The organism is Parasphingorhabdus sp. (genome assembly GCF_039977335.1).
Lineage (GTDB): Bacteria > Pseudomonadota > Alphaproteobacteria > Sphingomonadales > Sphingomonadaceae > Parasphingorhabdus.
In genome coordinates this window covers 130361-147612 of sequence record NZ_JBDWDI010000003.1, presented here as the reverse complement: position 1 = coordinate 147612, position 17252 = coordinate 130361, and the positions used below count along the sequence as shown (strand labels likewise).

General features: G+C 51.5%; 14 protein-coding genes and 2 tRNA genes. 10 read left to right on the top strand and 6 right to left on the bottom strand.

What is annotated here, in order from left to right; all coding sequences use genetic code 11:
* Positions 1–53: 53 nt before the first annotated feature.
* From ABJM21_RS06545 to ABJM21_RS06530, 4 genes are all read left to right on the top strand, one after another.
* Entirely contained in the window at positions 54–383 is a 330-nt protein-coding gene (locus tag ABJM21_RS06545; protein ID WP_348302223.1) for a PilZ domain-containing protein, read from the top strand.
* A 253-nt stretch (positions 384–636) separates the two neighbouring features.
* Positions 637–1092, top strand: a complete 456-nt coding sequence (locus ABJM21_RS06540) for a GNAT family N-acetyltransferase (protein ID WP_348302224.1) — start codon at positions 637–639, stop codon at positions 1090–1092.
* Positions 1093–1109: 17 nt separating this feature from the next.
* Positions 1110–1469, top strand: a complete 360-nt coding sequence (locus ABJM21_RS06535) for a hypothetical protein (RefSeq protein ID WP_348302225.1) — start codon at positions 1110–1112, stop codon at positions 1467–1469.
* Positions 1470–1558: 89 nt separating this feature from the next.
* Positions 1559–2305, top strand: a complete 747-nt coding sequence (locus ABJM21_RS06530) for an FkbM family methyltransferase (RefSeq protein ID WP_348302226.1) — start codon at positions 1559–1561, stop codon at positions 2303–2305.
* Positions 2306–2353: 48 nt separating this feature from the next.
* Here ABJM21_RS06530 and ABJM21_RS06525 read toward each other — a convergent pair whose 3' ends face one another.
* Both ABJM21_RS06525 and ABJM21_RS06520 read right to left on the bottom strand, forming a co-directional pair.
* Positions 2354–3667 carry an ammonium transporter gene (locus ABJM21_RS06525; RefSeq protein ID WP_348302227.1) on the bottom strand — a complete coding sequence of 438 codons (1314 nt, stop codon included), beginning with the start codon at positions 3665–3667 and terminating at the stop codon, positions 2354–2356.
* A gap of 164 nt (positions 3668–3831) precedes the next feature.
* Positions 3832–4845, bottom strand: coding sequence for a D-glycerate dehydrogenase (locus tag ABJM21_RS06520; RefSeq protein ID WP_348302228.1), 1014 nt, complete (start codon positions 4843–4845; stop codon positions 3832–3834).
* A gap of 113 nt (positions 4846–4958) precedes the next feature.
* On the opposite strand from ABJM21_RS06520, the gene ABJM21_RS06515 reads away from it, so the two are divergent.
* Positions 4959–5450 carry an SH3 domain-containing protein gene (locus tag ABJM21_RS06515; RefSeq protein WP_348302229.1) on the top strand — a complete coding sequence of 164 codons (492 nt, stop codon included), beginning with the start codon at positions 4959–4961 and terminating at the stop codon, positions 5448–5450.
* 355 nt (positions 5451–5805) lie between these two features.
* Positions 5806–6498 (top strand): PEPxxWA-CTERM sorting domain-containing protein, encoded by a 693-nt coding sequence (locus tag ABJM21_RS06510; RefSeq protein WP_348302230.1) that lies wholly within the window; start codon positions 5806–5808, stop codon positions 6496–6498.
* A 76-nt stretch (positions 6499–6574) separates the two neighbouring features.
* Here ABJM21_RS06510 and ABJM21_RS06505 read toward each other — a convergent pair whose 3' ends face one another.
* The gene (locus ABJM21_RS06505; protein ID WP_348302231.1) at positions 6575–7765 is read right to left on the bottom strand and encodes an acetyl-CoA C-acyltransferase; all 1191 of its coding nucleotides are present in this window, start codon (positions 7763–7765) and stop codon (positions 6575–6577) included.
* 152 nt (positions 7766–7917) lie between these two features.
* On the opposite strand from ABJM21_RS06505, the gene ABJM21_RS06500 reads away from it, so the two are divergent.
* The 4 genes from ABJM21_RS06500 to ABJM21_RS06485 all read left to right on the top strand — a co-directional run bounded on the left by ABJM21_RS06500 (position 7918) and on the right by ABJM21_RS06485 (position 14710).
* Complete coding sequence (locus ABJM21_RS06500) at positions 7918–8679, top strand: A24 family peptidase (RefSeq protein ID WP_348302232.1); 762 nt, start codon at positions 7918–7920, stop codon at positions 8677–8679.
* Between the two features lie 94 nt (positions 8680–8773).
* A tRNA-Leu gene (locus ABJM21_RS06495) sits at positions 8774–8858 on the top strand.
* A 195-nt stretch (positions 8859–9053) separates the two neighbouring features.
* Positions 9054–11612, top strand: coding sequence for a TonB-dependent receptor (locus tag ABJM21_RS06490; protein WP_348302233.1), 2559 nt, complete (start codon positions 9054–9056; stop codon positions 11610–11612).
* 227 nt (positions 11613–11839) lie between these two features.
* Positions 11840–14710, top strand: a complete 2871-nt coding sequence (locus ABJM21_RS06485; RefSeq protein ID WP_348302234.1) for a TonB-dependent receptor — start codon at positions 11840–11842, stop codon at positions 14708–14710.
* A gap of 232 nt (positions 14711–14942) precedes the next feature.
* Here the strand turns inward: ABJM21_RS06485 and ABJM21_RS06480 are convergent.
* The 3 genes from ABJM21_RS06480 to ABJM21_RS06470 form a co-directional block, all read right to left on the bottom strand.
* A tRNA-Thr gene (locus tag ABJM21_RS06480) sits at positions 14943–15018 on the bottom strand.
* A gap of 41 nt (positions 15019–15059) precedes the next feature.
* A complete protein-coding gene (locus ABJM21_RS06475; RefSeq protein ID WP_348302235.1) occupies positions 15060–15932 on the bottom strand; it encodes a hypothetical protein in 873 nt (290 codons plus the stop codon).
* Positions 15933–16028: 96 nt separating this feature from the next.
* The gene (locus ABJM21_RS06470; protein ID WP_348302236.1) at positions 16029–17240 is read right to left on the bottom strand and encodes a mechanosensitive ion channel; all 1212 of its coding nucleotides are present in this window, start codon (positions 17238–17240) and stop codon (positions 16029–16031) included.
* Between the last annotated feature and the right edge of the window lie 12 nt (positions 17241–17252).

Sequence of the window (17252 nt, the reverse complement as noted above, 5' to 3'; positions counted from 1 at the left end):
ACTTTATTGTTACCCTTTTCCGTTTACACGTGGATACGCACAGGAGGGTAGGCATGGCGCTCAAGTCGACAAGATACCGCAAAGTGGAACCGGCAGCATTGAATAGGCGCGCTACGCCGCGTCATGAAGTCTATGTTTCCAGCGCATCTTTGAAACGTAACGGCAACATGTCGATCGCTGCAACGCTGCTCGATATCTCGATCTACGGATGTAAGTTCGAAGCGGACGCCGTCTTTAAAGAAGGCGAAAAAGTAACGGTGACTGTGGACCGTCACGAGCCCGTTAAGGCTACCCTGGTATGGCAGAAAACAAAACAGGCTGGCTGCCGTTTTGCCAATGCACTCGACACGGAAATGCTGCGGACTTTAACGCTGGCATCCTAAGGCGCTGAGACTGCCGGTCAATTTTCAAAGTTCACAAGGTTCACACGTGTCTTCCCATTGGTCGTGCGACCGTGCTGCCTGCTATCATGACACTTTAAAGTTCACACACATCACACCCAATTAGATCGCTGGTGGTGTGGCAATACAGACCGTCGGAGCCGCAGCGTAACAATCAGAAAGAAAAGATTTAAATTGTCAAAGAGCCAAGCGATCCTTTAGCATTTTGTGAGGGTTGTAGGAAAGGGCGAGGCTGATGGACATAAGATTGGATGATCTCACAGGAAAGCCGGTTCAAGCGCTGCTCGCCGATCATCTTTCCGGCATGCAAAATAATTCACCGCCAGGCAGTGTGTACGCGCTCGATCTGTCTGGTTTGAAAGCACCCAATGTATCGGTCTGGACTGCCTGGGATGGAGAGCATCTGATGGGTATCGGTGCGCTCAAAGAGCTATCTGAAGCTGAGGGTGAAATAAAGTCCATGCGCACCGACTCAAGGAACCTTCGGAAAGGCGTCGGTTTGTCAATTCTCAACCACATAATTGAGGAAGCAAAACAGCGCGGATATAGACGGTTGAGTCTCGAAACCGGGTCAGGCGAAGAGTTTGAACCGGCTCTTCGTCTTTATCGCAAACGTGGTTTTGAGAACGGTGCTGTTTTTGGTGGCTATTCTTCTAGTGAATTCAATCAGTTTCTACATTTGACTTTATAGCAAACGGAGGCGGAAACATGTGGGAACGGATCTGTTGGAGCATATTAGCTCTTATCCATTTGCTGCCCTCCATCGCCTTCTTCGTTCCGTCTCTGATTACGCGCCTGTATGGCGTTGCCGCTGACAATGTGAATTTTGCTTTGTTACAGCATCGCGCCGCTCTGTTTTGTGTTGTGGGCATAGCCTGTATATGGGCAGCCGTCGATCCAGGCACACGCAAATTGACCTTTGTTCTGACGGCATTTTCAATGATCAGTTTTCTAGTGATCTTTGGCATTTACGGCCAACCAAGTGCATTGCGATCGATCGCCTTTGTTGATTTAATTGGCCTTCCATTTCTGGCTTATGTCGGCTGGCGGGCCTTTTCCGCCAGCTAGAACAAGGCATTAGCCTCTGATACTAACGAAGATGGTTACGGAATTTCAGTTTGTTTGACAGGTCTTGCATTTCTGGCAATAGCCACGACATGTCATCGCCATCACTATCTCAACGCATCATCGGCCGCCTGTTCCGCACGGGGTCACCTACACTTCAAAGACATGTGGCCGATATGGTCGCCAGAGCCTCTGAAGAGATTACCTATAATCGACTGGTCGAAAATGGCTTCAAGCCAAAAGCGATCATCGATGTGGGTGCCTTTAAAGGCGACTGGACCCGGTTAGCGAGCCGGACATTCGGGCCTATGCCAATGCTGATGGTTGAAGCGCAACCGGCGTTGCGAGCCGGATTGGATGATGTGATCCGCGATCTGCCGCATGTTAAATGTGAGTCAGCAGTGCTGGGGGCAACAGCCGGGCAGGACGTAACATTTTATGAAATGGGCACGGGTTCATCTTTTCTGCCAGAAGCCAGCGATGCCCCGCGAAACGAACTGAAGTTAGAAACCCGCACGCTGGATGATGTTGTCGACGAGCATCTTGAACCGACCAGTGATGTTTTCCTGAAAATTGATGTGCAGGGCGCCGAACTGCAGGTCTTGCAGGGCGCGAGCAAGCTTTTGGAGCGCACGGGCCTCATCCAGCTTGAGACCGCAATGCTGCAATATAACGAAGGCGCACCGCTCTTGCCGGAAGTTGTAACGTTTATGGCCGATCGCGGGTTTTTCCCAACCGAGGTGTCCGGTTTCAGCCGTCCATGCAATCACCTGGTTCAAATTGATCTTCTGTTCGCGCGCGCTGGATCAGTGCTGCGACCAGAATTTTTCAATTTTTAGCAATCGGTTTTCGGAAGTGATTAATCCCGTAACCCGAGTCCCAACGTGCTAGTCGAGATCCCATGCCCGCTCGCCGTGGCTGGCGATATCCAGTCCATCGCGTTCGTCATCCTCATTGACCCGCATTGGCAGGATGAAGCTGATGCCATAGCCAAGGATTGCGGTAGCAATTGCTGACCATATGGCGACAACACCAACGCCGATGAGCTGGGCAACAAACTGGCTGCCAAAGGCCATATCATCTGCATAGCCAGTTCCGCCAAAACTCTCGCTGATAAACAAGGCAAGCAAAAGGGTCCCCAGCATCCCGCCAACACCGTGAACCGCGAAAACGTCAAGACTGTCATCAATTTTGAAGCCATTTTTGACTAGGCCGACGGCGAAGAAACAGACCAAACCGGCCACTGCGCCGATAATCAGGGATGCTCCAGGGCCGACAAAACCGGCTGCTGGCGTAATGGTTGCAAGGCCGGCAATAGCGCCAGTTGCGACACCTACAGCTGTTGATTTACCTACTTTGATTCGCTCGATCAATATCCAGACAAGCGCCGCCATGGAGGCAGCAACATGGGTGTTTATGATTGCGGAGGATGCGTCGTCGGTAGCGGTCAAAGCCGAGCCGCCGTTAAAGCCGAACCAGCCAACCCAAAGCAAACCAGCACCAGCAACGGTGAGGGCAGGGCTATGGGGCAGCATAAGTGTTTTTGGCCAGCCTATGCGTTTGCCCATCATGATAGCGACAACTAACGCCGATACACCGGCCGTTGTATGAACAACAATGCCGCCTGCGAAATCGAGGACACCAAGCCCAGAGAGCCAGCCGCCGCCCCAAACCCAATGGGTGACAGGGGCATACACAACAAGAAGCCAGAGGGAACAGAAGGCGACAACCCAACCAAAACGGGCACGATCAACCCAAGCTCCGACCATCAGGGCGGGGGTGATAACGGCAAAGGTCATCTGGAACATAGCAAAGGCAGATTCTGGGATGGAAGTTCCTTCCCGAACATTACCAAGATTACCGAACATCCAATTGATACCATTGCCCAAAATGCCATTGGTTACTTCACCAAAAGCGAGCGTGTAGCCGACCACGACCCAAAGAACGGAAGCAATGCCTCCTACTGCCATGCACTGCACGAGCACCGAGAGAAAATTCTTGGATCGGACCAGACCACCGTAAAACAAAGCAAGACCAGGAAGTGTCATCATGAGAACAAGTGCTGTCGCCGTCAGCACCCAAGCGGTGTCTCCGGTATTGGCTACATCTGCTGCAGGATCGATAATATCCTGCGCGGTCGCCGGAACCGATGCCAAGGTCGCAGCTATGCTACCGGCGAGAAATTTACTCAGATGTTTCATGAAGTCCCCTGAAAACAATATTTTGTTACGCATATCCGCCTTAGCGAATCATATTTCGGGAGTTTTCTAGTCGAGAGCGGGAGTGGACTCAACCGCGAAGGCTTGTTTGTTCTACAGTAAATACCATGCTGAAATATAAGGTCTAGAAACTTGAGCCGATAAACTCAGGCCCAGCCTTCCAGCACCTGATCCGGTGGCCGATGTCCGTCGGCCCATACGCGGATATTGGCGATAACTCGTTCGCCCGATGCCTCGCGGCCCTCAAAGGTGGCGCTACCCATATGGGGTAACAGCACGATATTTTTTAACTTCAGTAAGCGCTCGTCGACTGCGGGTTCATGTGTATAGACGTCAAGCCCTGCACCGCTGATCTTCTCTTGCTGGAGGGCCTCGATCATCGCATTTTCATCGATCAGATCGCCGCGTGCTGTGTTGATCAAATAAGTGGAGGGCTTCATCATCGCGATCCGGTCGGCATTGATCAACTCGTGCGTCTCCGGCGTATGAGGGCAATGGATAGAGATAATGTCACAAGTCTGGATCAGTTCGTCGAGGTCACTAACATAGCTGGCATTTAGTGATTCTTCGACCGCTGGCGGCAATGGACGGCGATTATGATAGACAATCGACAAACCGAAACCGGATGCGCGCCGGGCCACGGCCTGACCAATGCGGCCCATACCGATAATGCCAAGTTTTTTGCCGCCAATGCAATGGCCCAGCATGCCGGAAGGCTTCCACCCCTCCCATTGGCCAGAGCGCATCAATTTCTCGCCCTCTGCCAAGCGGCGAGGAACAGACAGTATCAGTGCCATGGTCATGTCAGCCGTATCTTCGGTGAAAACGCCAGGCGTGTTGGTGACCAATATCTTACGCGCGCGTGCTGCTGCGAGATCAATATGATCAACACCGGCGCCAAAGCTCGCGATCAGTTTCAAGCGATCTGGCGCTCCGGCAATCATTTCCGCATCGATATGGTCAGTCACTGTTGGAACCAACACATCGCAGTCCGCCATGGCGGCGATCAAGTCATCGCGCGTAAAGGCGCGGTCGTTTAAATTTGGAACAACATCGAACAATTCTCCCATCCGATCATGAATGGCATCAGCCAATTCGCGAGTGACAATAACACGAGGCTTTGCGGGACGGGTTTGTTCGGTTTCGATTGTATCGGCCATAGGGCGCTTGCTATGCCTGAAATTTACATGAGGTCAAGCAGGTGGCGCTTGATGCTCTATTGGCTTTGTGGCTATGGCTATTCGGTGCCGGGGGAATCAACGAATATTGAAGTATGCGTAAATCTATAGTCAAAAACATATCGGTTTCTTTTCTGCTGGCTCTAGGCTTTGCTTTTGCGTCGCCGGCAATGGCGCAGCAGGAGCCACCTTATTGGGCATCCATTGATGAGCCCGAGGCGCGGATGCGCACGGGGCCGAGCACTGAATATCCGACAATGTGGATATATAAACGGGAGCGTCTCCCGATTAAAATTCTCGCACGGTACAAAGCATGGCGTAAGGTCGAAGACCCAGATGGCGCTCAGGGATGGATGCACGCGCGTCTTTTAAGTGCGACACAGACTGCGGTTGTGCTGGGAGAAAAAGGGCAGGCGCAGCCCTTGCGCTCTAACCCGCAGGCTGATGCTAAGGTGATCTGGCGGGTGGAACCTGGTGTTGTAGGGAAAATCACGCAATGTGAGAACGGGTGGTGTCTATTCGACGTCACCGGACGGCGTGGTTTTGTTGATCAAGATATGATTTGGGGTGACGAACCGCTGAAATAGAAGGACGTCATCCGCTTCTGGAAATCCGCCCCGTTTCATGGCGCTAATAGTGGTTAACAATAACTGTCTCAAAATGAAACGTCTCGTGCAGTAACGGCACGATAAACATGCTTTCTCAGGCTAACACTGTGTCAATTTTGGTAAATTTGTCTAAATTTTGCGGCTGTGCATTTGCCTAGAAGGTTAAAATTGTTTTAATAACCCCTTGGGTCGAAGGTGAGAATCAGTCTCGCATAGTTACAGGGCGAAAGCCGAATGACATACGGATCCGATATATAACATTCTTTGGGTGTTGTTGATGGTTACAGCTCTTGCTGTTTCAAATTTGGTTTCGCGTGAATTTTTGGGGGCAAAAATGAATATCAGTAAAAAGATTTTAACGACATCGGCTATGGCGTTAGCCGCAGCGACATTATCCGCTACATCTGCATCAGCGGAAGTGCTTATTTTTAACGCGAGCAACTATACCGCTGGCAATAACAAGCATGGTCTCTGGACCAACAACACAAATAGTGGTGCAGATCGCTTTTATGCCTTTCAGGCCGGCACGATCTTCACCGTTGATACCGACACTGGTACAGGTTCGCTGACAGGCACTGCGATTAATGGTTCCAATAACGTTGCCAACATTAACTTGCGGTTAGGCGGCTTTCTGGAAACGACACTGGGCTCTGCTTTTACTTATAAGCAACAAGGTGGTCTGGCTTATGATCCGGTGACGGACATGCAGGACGTTGACTTTTTCACAACTGCAAGCGGGTCGATTGATATTGACGGCTATTCCTACATGCTGCGGGCCAACCCTTTTGCGGGCGGCCATGCTTTCCAATATGGATTGGGTGCCAACGCTAAAAACGGTGCGTTTGGCGGATCATCATGGTTGCTCGTCGAAGGTGCCAATGGTGAGCAACCTCGGCACTGGGACGTGAACTTCAATCTGGCTGCTGTGCCAGAGCCTGCAACATGGGCATTCATGATCTTTGGTTTTGGCGCTGTTGGCGGTGCTCTACGCCGCAAGAAGAACCGGCAGACGGTCAACTTCGCTTAACAACCATAGCTGACGCAAACAAAAAGGGGCGGGAAGCATTGCTTTCCCGCCCCTTTTTGTTTGGTTTGAATACGCGTTAGTCAGCTAGTTCAATGGCTACTGCTGTCGCCTCGCCGCCACCGATGCACAAGGCTGCGACGCCTTTTTTCAAGCCATGCTTTTTCAAGGCAGCAACCAGAGTGACCATGATACGTGCACCGCTGGCACCGATCGGATGGCCAAGTGCTGTCGCCCCGCCGTTTACGTTGAGCTTGTCACGCGTAATGCCGATATCCTGCATGGCAAACATGGCGACGCAGGCAAAGGCTTCGTTCACTTCCCACAAATCCACGTCCGCAACATCCCATCCGGATTTTTTCAAAACCTTCTGGATCGCTGAAACTGGGGCGGTGGTGAACTTGGCCGGAGCATGAGCGTGCGCAGCATGCGCGACAATATGCGCGACGGGTTTCAGGCCCTTGGCTTCAGCTACGCTAGCGCGTGCCAATACCATTGCCGCTGCGCCGTCGGATATTGATGATGCGTTGGCGGCCGTGATTGTGCCGTCTTTTGCGAAGGCAGGCCGCAATTGTGGAATTTTGTCGGGATTACCTTTTAGGGGTTGTTCATCCTTATCAATGGTAACGCTTCCTTTACGGGTCTTCACCTCGACGGCGACCACCTCGTCGTTAAAAGCATCGCCTTCGACGGCAGATTTGGCCCGAGCAAGCGATTCAATCGCATATTCATCCTGTGCTTCACGCGTCAGTTGATATTCGCCAGCGGTCTCTTCGGCAAAGCTACCCATGGCCCGGCCTTTTTCATAGGCATCTTCTAGGCCATCGAGAAACATGTGATCCATAGCCTGTGCATGACCCAATCGCGCACCGCCGCGCATCTTGGGAAGCAGATAGGGCGCGTTGGTCATGCTTTCCATACCGCCAGTGACGATGATGTCCACCGAACCGGCGGACAAAGCTTCTGCGCCCATGATGGCCGTCTGCATGCCAGATCCGCACATTTTGTTGACGGTGGTGGCTTCCACCGATTCCGGCAAGCCGCCGAGTATCGCGGCCTGACGGGCAGGAGCCTGGCCTTGGCCCGCGGACAGAACATTGCCCATATAGATGCGCTCGACATCCGCGCCGTCAATACCGGCCCGCTCAACCGCAGCGCGAACCGCAACTGCGCCCAAATCCGGTGCACTAACATCGCCCAATGCGCCTTGCATGCCGCCCATTGGCGTGCGGGCGTAGGATAAGATGACGACGGGATCGGTTTGAGACATGCGGGTTACCTTTCAAAGGATATTGACGCTGCATTGGCAGCATATTTCATTTGCTCTTCACATAGGCGCGGCATTTCGCTTTTTCAATCGCAGCATTGATCAACAGGCCGCGCCATGCCAATCGGTAGTTTCGCGATTTATCGGAGCCGTTAGTGCCAGTCTTTGTCTTTCCCATTGCAGGCGCCATAATCGGCATCATCATTGGCAGCTTCCTTGCGACCATTGTCATTCGCTGGCCACAAGGGCAATCGGCAATGACCGGCCGGTCACGCTGTGATCATTGTGAGCAAACCGTGCGGGCCATCGATCTGGTTCCGGTTTTCAGTTATATTCTGCGCGCCGGAAAATGCGCGCATTGCGGTGCTGACATAAAATCTGATCATCTTGTGATTGAATTGGGTGCCGGACTGATCGGAGGATTGGCCTTATTTGTCGATCCGGGATTGGGCGGAATGCTAGGCGCCATATTCGGGTGGCTTTTGCTGACCTCGGCTGCCCTGGATGCGCAGCACCATTGGCTGCCCGACCGACTTACATTATTATTGGCAGTCAGTGGATTGGCAGCTTCGTTCTTTGACAATGACCCTGATCTATTCAGTCGGTTGATCGGAGGAATTGTGGGTTTTGGTTCGCTCTTTCTCATTGGATGGGCATACCGCCAACTGCGCGGACGAGAGGGACTGGGCGGGGGTGATCCAAAGCTTTTAGGTGCCATTGGATGCTGGCTTGGTTGGTCTGCGTTGCCGCTGGTTATGCTGGGGGCTGGTTTAATAGGATTACTGGCGGTTGCGGCTATGCGCGTACGCGGGCAGGCGGTAACCGCGAAAAGCGCTCTACCATTGGGCAGTTTCATGGCGATTTCTGCGTTTCCATTGTGGATTATGCTGGCGACATTGGAAACAAGTCTGCTTTAGGCAAATAGACAGCATAAAGACGGTTGCCAGCACAAAACCACTCCGCTAACAGGGCGTCGATTTTGCAAAAGCCAGTCTACGGCTATGCTTGTCGGCCCCTGTGGTGGAATTGGTAGACGCGCTGCACTCAAAATGCAGTTCCGCAAGGAGTGCCCGTTCGAGTCGGGCCAGGGGCACCATTTTTGGTATTTTCGACACATCTGTTGCTTAGTTGCAACGCTTTGGGCGCTTTCCTCGCAATAATAATAGTTACGATACTGTAAAGCACGAGAAGCTGTGGACTATTGTCATCGTTTCTATCAATGCGGACAACAGTTGGAGGGTAGATCTGGTTCGCTAGATTTCCGCGCTAATAAAGTTTTCGGGAGTAAATAATGAAGATCACTAAGTTTTTGACCGCTACCGCCGTAGGTGGTTTGATTTCCGCCGTTCCTGCCTATGCTCAGGACGCCCAAGACGAAGAAACCATTGATGACAATGTCATCATCGTGACAGCGACTAAACGCGAACAAACGCTGCAACAGACCCCGATTTCGGTCTCTGTAACGACTGGCGAAACACTCCAAAATGCTCAAATTCGTGATGTTCTTGATCTACAAACGGTAACCCCGTCACTGCGCGTCAGCCAGCTGCAGACATCATCCGCGTCGACGTTCATCATTCGTGGCTTTGGTAATGGCGATAATAACTTCGGCATTGAGCCGTCAGTTGGCGTCTTTATTGACGGCGTTTTCCGTTCACGTTCCGCCGCCGCATTGAGCGATCTTCCCAATGTTCAGCGGATTGAGGTGCTGAACGGACCGCAATCCACGCTGTTCGGTAAGAATGCATCCGCAGGCGTTATCTCCGTGATCACGCGTGAACCACAATTTGAATTTGGCGGCGCGGTTGAGGCCAGCTACGGTAATTTCAATTCAGTTGTCCTTAAGGCTGATGTAACTGGTCCTATCACCGAAAGCATCGCATTTTCTGTCGATGGCAGTTACAACCGCCGTGACGGCTACTCCAACATCGTCAATCTTGATGAAGAGCAGAATGATCGCAACCGTTGGTCTGCGCGTGGACAGTTGTTGATTGAAGCAACACCAGATTTGCGTATTCGCGCAATTGCAGACTATTCTCGTATCGACGAGGTTTGCTGTCAGGTGGCTACGGTTGTTTCCGGGCCAGTTACCGGTGCGATTAATGCAGTTGGTGGTCAGCTAAACACTGACTTCTTTAGTGATGAGGCGTTCCTGAACTTTGTTCCGACCAACGAAGTCGACAATTATGGCGGTTCGATACAAGTTGATTGGGACACTGGCCCGATCTCAGTAACCTCGATCACTTCCTATCGCGAACTGAAAAACTTCTTCCTGTCTGATATTGATTATACCAGCGCTTCCCTTGCGACGGAAACGCGTGATCAGGATGTCGAAACCTTCACCCAGGAAATTCGGATTACTTCGGATTTTGACGGTCCGATTAACTTCTTGCTGGGCGGTTATTATTTCGACGAGTCAATCGCACAGAACAGCGCGATCCAGAACGGTAGCGATATCCGCGATGTTTTCGAAATTCTCGCTGGCGGTAACCCTGCCGATGTACTGGCTGGTCTGCCATCCGTGTTTAACGGAGTAGAGGCTGGTCTCGGCTTGCCGCAAGAGAGCATCTTCAACACGCCGCTGCTGACGTCTGAGCAGTTCAGCATGGACAACACATCGTGGTCGATTTTTGGTACGGTTGACTTTGAACCACTTGACGGGCTCGTGTTCACCGGCGGGTTCAACTATACCGACGACTCAAAGGACTTCGCGCTCGCTCAGCAGTCTTTCGATCCGCTCGGTCAGGTCAATCTGGTTGATGCCTTCATTGTAGGAGCAACCGCAGGTGCGGTCACGACACGTGACCAATTCCAGGCACTGCCGGCTGCGAACCAGGCTGCGTTGCTTGCGGCGGCCACCGATCCAACTGTGAATCCGTTGATCGGTCTGGCTGGGTTCCAGTTCCAACCACCATTCTTGACCATTCCAAACGCTGTCGAAGATGGCCGGACACGGGATGACAAGTTTACCTATCTGTTGCGCGCTTCATACGAAATCTCTCCGGAGGTGAACGTCTATGCGAGCTATGCGACCGGTTTTAAAGCGAGCTCAATCAACCTCTCGCGCGATAGTCGTCCATCGAATGATGACTTTACCGCAGGGGTCGGAGGATCAACATTCGCTGCTCCATCGTCGCCAATTCTCGATGCTGGTCTGGCGTTGCCAAACTTGGTCACTGGTTCGCGCTTTGCTGGACCAGAAGAAGCCGAAGTCTATGAAGTCGGTATCAAGGCGCAATGGCCAGGCATTGGCGTCAACCTTGCTCTGTTTGACCAGACGATTGAAGGCTTCCAAAGTTTTGCATTTACCGGAACCGGTTTTGCGTTGCGCAATGCGGGTGAGCAATCTGTCCGTGGTTTTGAGCTGGATGTTAACGTCCAGCCGACCGATGGATTGGTGTTTACATTCGCGGCAACCCACCTTGACCCGCTGTTTGATGATTTCCCAGGCAGTGTTCTTGGAGATCTCACCGGTGCACGTCCTGGCGGAATCCCGGCATGGAGTATTGCAACCTCGGCGACTTACACGCATGAGTTCGGCGCTTCGGGCAATCGTCTGATCACTCGCGTAGATTACAACCATGAGAGTAACACGGATATCAACAACGGACTGCCAGAGTTCAACACCAACGTTGGCAATACCGAGATATTCCGACGCGAAGTTAATCTCGTGAATGCTTCAATGACGCTTGCTCTTGACAACGGTCTTGAAGTTGGCATCTATGGTCGCAACCTTTTCGACGACCGGTACATTGCGACCGTATTCGATGGTGTTGCACAGTCTGGCACCGTTTCAGGATATCCAAGCGCACCGCGCACTTACGGCGGTGTCGTCCGCTTCAAGTTCTAAGGGAAGCTTATTTCCTCTTAAAATTGAGCCCCGCCGGGAAACTGGCGGGGCTTTTTTTGTGTTTAATTTCCCTCGATTCCAGCAACAAAGGTGCAAAAATGTAATGTGTTGGTGCATTTTTATCATTTCTGTCTGGACTTAATCGATCGATTAGTTGAAGATTAGACCGTCTGGGGGGATGAGCAAAAGCTACACTCTCCAGAAAAATGGTTCGGGATTGGGAGAGAATGATGCGTAAATCGTTACTATTAGCAGCCACAGCTATATCTGCAGCGGCTTCACCAGCATGGGCGCAAGTCGAGGATGACATTGACGATAACGTCATTATCGTGACCGCACAGCGCCAGGCACAAAGCCTTCAAGAAGTGCCAATTGCCGTTTCTGCATTCGATTCCAAAGCGTTGGAAGCGCAGCAGATTGAGAATGCCTCGGATCTGCAGCTAACGTTGCCCAACGTTTCTTTCACCAAAAGCAACTTTACCGCGTCGAGCTTTACCATCCGCGGCATTGGCGATCTTTGCGTTGGTGTGACTTGCGATTCAGCCACCGCCATTCATTTGAACGATGCCCCATTGTTCAATACGCGCTTGTTCGAAACAGAATATTTTGATCTGGAGCGGGTTGAGGTTCTGCGTGGACCGCAAGGCACTCTTTTCGGCCGTAACGCGACATCCGGTGTTGTTAACGTCGTAACAGCCAAGCCAGAGCTGGGTGAATTTAAGGGTTCAGTCGAAGGTCAAGTCGGGAACTTCGAATCCTATCAAGTCAAAGCTATGATCAACGTGCCGCTGGGAGAGACTCTAGCCTTCCGTGCAGCTGGTTTTTATCAGAGTCGCGATGGTTATACGAAAAATTTGTTCAATGACACGCGGATTGACGGTCGTGACATGTATGCTGTGAGAGGCTCTCTCAAATGGGAGCCAACGCCCGATACGACTGTCAACTTGATGGCCTATTATTTCCGCGAAGACGATGATCGCCTTCGTATTCAGAAGCAACTCTGTCAGCGCGACCCCACTGGTGTTTTGGGTTGTCTGAATAACCGTCTGGATTTCGACAAAAATAACACCAACGCAAATTTTACAGGGACACTGGGGTCTAGCGAGTTTTTTGCAATCACTTTTGCAGGAACACCGCTTGAAGCTCTCGCGCCAAGCTTAGGCCTAGGCAGTCTTTACGGTCCCGACGGACACGCAAATTTTGACGAACCTGATGATGTGCGGGAAGTTCGCACTGACTTCACTCCAGAATATTTCACTGATGAACTTCAGCTACAAGCGCACATTGAGCACGACTTTGGACCAATCCAAGTATCGGTGACCGGCCTGTATCAAGAAACATCGGTAGACTCGCGGCAAGATTACAATCTCTCAATTCTTGGGCGTGATACATATGTAACCGCATTGAACACAATTTCAGCGGTGCCAACTTTTGCTCCGGTCGCTGCGGCAATTATACCGAATGGACCTGCTGGGCAGCTGTGTACGTCTGATACGGACACGATTGGACTGGGCTCTTTCGGTGGTAATAGTATTTGTGCTGATACCCCGATTTCTCTTGATCGTTCCAACCAAGACAATACGAGTTGGTCGATTGAAGGGATTGTTTCCAGTGATTTGGATGGTCCTTTCAACTTTCTTCTTGGTGGGATTTATGCAGAGAATAACTTGGGGCAAAACAGCTATTATGTGAACGCCTTTGCCATCGATTATATTGCTGGCGTTCTAGGCGCAGGTAATGGCGGCTTTTTGGGAACACCTTATTTTCGCAATAACACGCGGGAGTTTGAACTCGAATCCTATGGCATTTTCGGAGAGGTCTATTTTGATATAAGCGACACGCTGAAATTCACTGGTGGTTTGCGTTATAACAACGATAAAAAATTCGTAGAAGCCCGCTCGACACTAGCAAGCTTCTTGGTACCTTTTGGGCAAACGACAGACGCATTTGAATCACCATTTGTCGGTGCATTTGATGCAGATCCGGGCACTCCGGGTAACCAGATTGTCCAGCAACGTAGTGTTGGATTTGATGAAATCACCGGTCGTGCTGTTGTCGATTGGCAGTTTACTGACGACAACTTGCTCTATTTTTCATATTCTCGCGGTTACAAATCGGGTGGTATCAACCCGCCCCTGCAACCGATTTTCGCAGTGCCTGAATCCTTCGGATCTGAGCAGATTGATGCCTTCGAGATTGGTTCGAAAAATACCTTTGCTGGCGGAACATTCCAGCTGAATGCAACGGCCTTCTACTACAAATACAAAGATCTGCAGTTAAGCAGGATTATCGCCCGCACGGCGGTCAATGATACAATTGACGCTGATATTTACGGCGCGGAAATTGAAGCGGTTCTTCGTCCGGATCCAGATTGGCTAATCAACTTGGGCTTCAGTTATCTGAAGACTAAAGTGACTGGCGACGAGTTCTTCAGCAATCCGCGGGATCCCGGTGGTGGGCGGGCCGATGCGGTTATCATTAAAGATATCACAAACGGCGCGAACTGTGCGGTGGTACCGGGAACAGCCGGCAATGCGGCCGGGGCTAACGCTTTCGTCAACGCAATCAACCCCGGACTAGGGTTGCAAGGGACAACTGCATTTCCCGCCGACGGTAACATTGCCTCCACGGGTGCATTTAGCATTTGTGGAGTTCTTGAAGCGCAGGCGGCTGCAATTGGCGCAGGCTTTGATGCCGCTGGCATTCAGGTGCTTAGCCCTGGCGTACAAGTCAATCTGAAGGGCAACGATCTGCCACAGGCACCGAATGTGAAAGTCTCTGCCGGTATCCAATATACACATAACTTTGACAGCGGTTGGACTTTGGTACCGCGTGTTGATCTAGCCTATACCGGCGATCAGACGGGCAGCATCTTCAACGGTAATGTGAATAAAATCGAAGGGTTTACCCAAGCTAATGCATCGTTGCAGCTGAATGGTACGGACGACAAGTGGTTCGCAAGGCTGTTTGTTCAAAATATTTTCGATAGCAACTCGATCACCGGTCAGTATCTTACCGATGCGTCTTCGGGGTTATTCACGAATATCTTTACGCTCGACCCACGTCGTTATGGCATTGCGGCGGGCATTAAGTTCTAAAGAGATCGTCACGTGGGAGAAAGAGCCCTGCCAGGAAACTGGCGGGGCTTTTTTGTTGGTGAGGTGAGGGTGGCGCGCGCTTATCCTGAGTTTGTCGAAGGATTCTGTGGGTATGGGTTAGCGCGGCTCGCGGGATCATTGGTGGCTGTTGCTGTTGTGTCCAGCCACCCTCCTTTGTAGTCGGGATTTTTTCGGGCAATCATCCGCCGGATGATTGCTCTTACCGAAAAAATGGTGCCGAATATCCGACTCGAACGGATGACCTACCGCTTACAAGGCGGTTGCTCTACCAGCTGAGCTAATTCGGCGCTGGTTTAGTGGCCTTAGCCAATAACGAGCGCTCTTTGCTTCAAAAAACGCCAAAGGTCCAGCCCTCTTTTTGCGCTATTTCATCTGTCAGCTTTGGCGGGTGCCACAGTCTTGCGTCCTGGCTGGCATTTTTCATCCAGGCTGCCGTGATCATGGCGTCTGTACTATGATCATCATAGCGTTTCAATTTGGTGGGCAGTGGCGTTCCCAAAGCTTTCAGCGCTGCCTCCAGTCCGTCGCGTTCGCGTATCTTGCTTTTTCCTTTGGGCCGGCCAGCGGCCAGAGCCGCAATGGTGGTGTAGATTTCGACAATCATTGGCCCGCTATCTGGTACAGGATCAAAGGGCCAAACGGGAATCGCCCCGTTTAATTGGTGAAGCATCCGCATACCCGTCAGGCTGGACTTTCCCACTTGCGCGGCACCAACCAGATTGAAGCAACTGGCGCTATTGGCTTGTCTGGTTTCGCGCTGATATTGCTCAACCACACGCAACCGCCCGGCACCACCGGTAAAAAGATCACCAACATGATCACGGCTGTGGCGGAAATGACGACTGGCTTGCGGATGTTCCAGAAAGGAGAGTGCATTTAAATAAGGATCGGCAGCGGAGACGCGATCAACCGTTTGCCATAACTCAACGGCATGAGATGGACTGTCACTCCATTCCGGAAAATAACTTCCTGTGTCTTGAAAGGGCAGAGACATGGATAGGTCAAAGCCGATCAGCATATCCTGCTTTCTCGCTGCTATCTGAAACAGCCAGTCACGCACATCCTCACGAGACCATCTTGGATCAGGAGAGTGAAGGGCAGGCGGTCCATCTGGCCCTATAGTAGCGACCGCTATACCATTGGGTCGCTCGGTCTTGGCGCCGGACCAATCAACGCAGGTGAAATGGGAGAAGCGACGCATGGCTATCCCTATCTCATTCTATGCCCATAAGAAAAGGGTCATAAAAAAAGGGTGAGCCCAACGGACCCACCCTTAATCTTTGCAAATTCAGTTAACCTATTTTTTGGCAGCTGGCTTCCGTGCAGCAGGCGCTTTTGGTTTGCTCGCACGCAAATCTTCCAGCGTTTTTGCAGCTGCATCACGACCACCCAAGCCGAAGGCCAAGGCCGCAGCAATACCGCCGCCGATAACCAGAGCACCGAAGGCCATGTTAATGATGGAGTCTGCTAGGCCCATATATTTCAGGCCCATGGCGACGAAAAGAACGATGGTCGCATATTTGACAATCTGTCCACCCATGCCGCCTTCTGATGCACCGCTGACAATTTTCGACAGGATGTTAGCAATCATGAAGCCAAGGCCAATGATTACGCCGCCAAAGATAACCTTGCCGCCGAGTGCCAATACTTCGTTGAGAATATTGGTGAGTTCAGGGAATTGCAGCATACGGGTTGCTGCGATCGCCGCGAACAACATGATGGCAATGATCACAACCTTTGAAACCACGGAGGAAACCGTCGTCTTCTCAGGCAGGATACCCAGCGCATTCACCGAACGATCAACGCCAAGGCCAGGGAGCACTTCCTCAATCAGGCCGCCTACCCAGCGTGCAATCATGTAAGCAATGCCAAGCAGGATGGCTGCGCCGATAACCAGCGGAATAGAGGTGAAGATCGTGTTGAGCAGCGACGTTGCAGGACCGGTAATGGATGACATATTCAGCGCATCCAGAGCCAATATAGCGATCGGAATAATGATCAAAACATAGACAATCGTGCCAATGGTCTTGCTGATTGTGCTGTTACCGGTAACTTCTTCCGCACCGGCTTTGTTGGCCCATTTGTCCAAATTCACGGTCATCATAGCCGTTTCAACGATTTGCTTCACAATATTCGCGACAATTGAGCCGACGAAGAAAATGATGCCAGCACCGATAATGTTAGGGATGAAGCCCATCACGTCATCAAGCAATGTTTGCAGCGGTTCAATCACGCTGTTCAATCCGAATGTAGAAAGCACAGCAATAAGGCCGAAGAGCCAGATGAGCAGCGATACGATTTTGCCTAGTGACATCCCGATGGATTCACCGGAACCGGTATCGCGTTGCAGGAAGCTGATATTATCAACAAGCTTTGCAAAGGCCCATTTGGCGCCTTTCGCTACGATCCAGGTTAATAGAAGGATTATAAGAGCGACGCCGATCTTTTCCCCCCATTCCATCATGAGCTCGGTGTCGAGCGCATAGTTTCCTATTCTCAATCCATCCATTTTGTTTCCCCT

Excerpts from the sequence above, each read along its gene's own strand:
- ABJM21_RS06545 (WP_348302223.1), top strand. The coding sequence starts at position 54 with ATGGCGCTCAAGTCGACAAGATACCGCAAAGTGGAACCGGCAGCATTG.
- ABJM21_RS06540 (WP_348302224.1), top strand. The coding sequence starts at position 637 with ATGGACATAAGATTGGATGATCTCACAGGAAAGCCGGTTCAAGCGCTG.
- ABJM21_RS06535 (WP_348302225.1), top strand. The coding sequence starts at position 1,110 with ATGTGGGAACGGATCTGTTGGAGCATATTAGCTCTTATCCATTTGCTG.
- ABJM21_RS06530 (WP_348302226.1), top strand. The coding sequence starts at position 1,559 with ATGTCATCGCCATCACTATCTCAACGCATCATCGGCCGCCTGTTCCGC.
- ABJM21_RS06525 (WP_348302227.1), bottom strand. The coding sequence starts at position 3,667 with ATGAAACATCTGAGTAAATTTCTCGCCGGTAGCATAGCTGCGACCTTG.
- ABJM21_RS06520 (WP_348302228.1), bottom strand. The coding sequence starts at position 4,845 with ATGGCCGATACAATCGAAACCGAACAAACCCGTCCCGCAAAGCCTCGT.
- ABJM21_RS06515 (WP_348302229.1), top strand. The coding sequence starts at position 4,959 with ATGCGTAAATCTATAGTCAAAAACATATCGGTTTCTTTTCTGCTGGCT.
- ABJM21_RS06510 (WP_348302230.1), top strand. The coding sequence starts at position 5,806 with ATGAATATCAGTAAAAAGATTTTAACGACATCGGCTATGGCGTTAGCC.
- ABJM21_RS06505 (WP_348302231.1), bottom strand. The coding sequence starts at position 7,765 with ATGTCTCAAACCGATCCCGTCGTCATCTTATCCTACGCCCGCACGCCA.
- ABJM21_RS06490 (WP_348302233.1), top strand. The coding sequence starts at position 9,054 with ATGAAGATCACTAAGTTTTTGACCGCTACCGCCGTAGGTGGTTTGATT.
- ABJM21_RS06485 (WP_348302234.1), top strand. The coding sequence starts at position 11,840 with ATGATGCGTAAATCGTTACTATTAGCAGCCACAGCTATATCTGCAGCG.
- ABJM21_RS06475 (WP_348302235.1), bottom strand. The coding sequence starts at position 15,932 with ATGCGTCGCTTCTCCCATTTCACCTGCGTTGATTGGTCCGGCGCCAAG.
- ABJM21_RS06470 (WP_348302236.1), bottom strand. The coding sequence starts at position 17,240 with ATGGATGGATTGAGAATAGGAAACTATGCGCTCGACACCGAGCTCATG.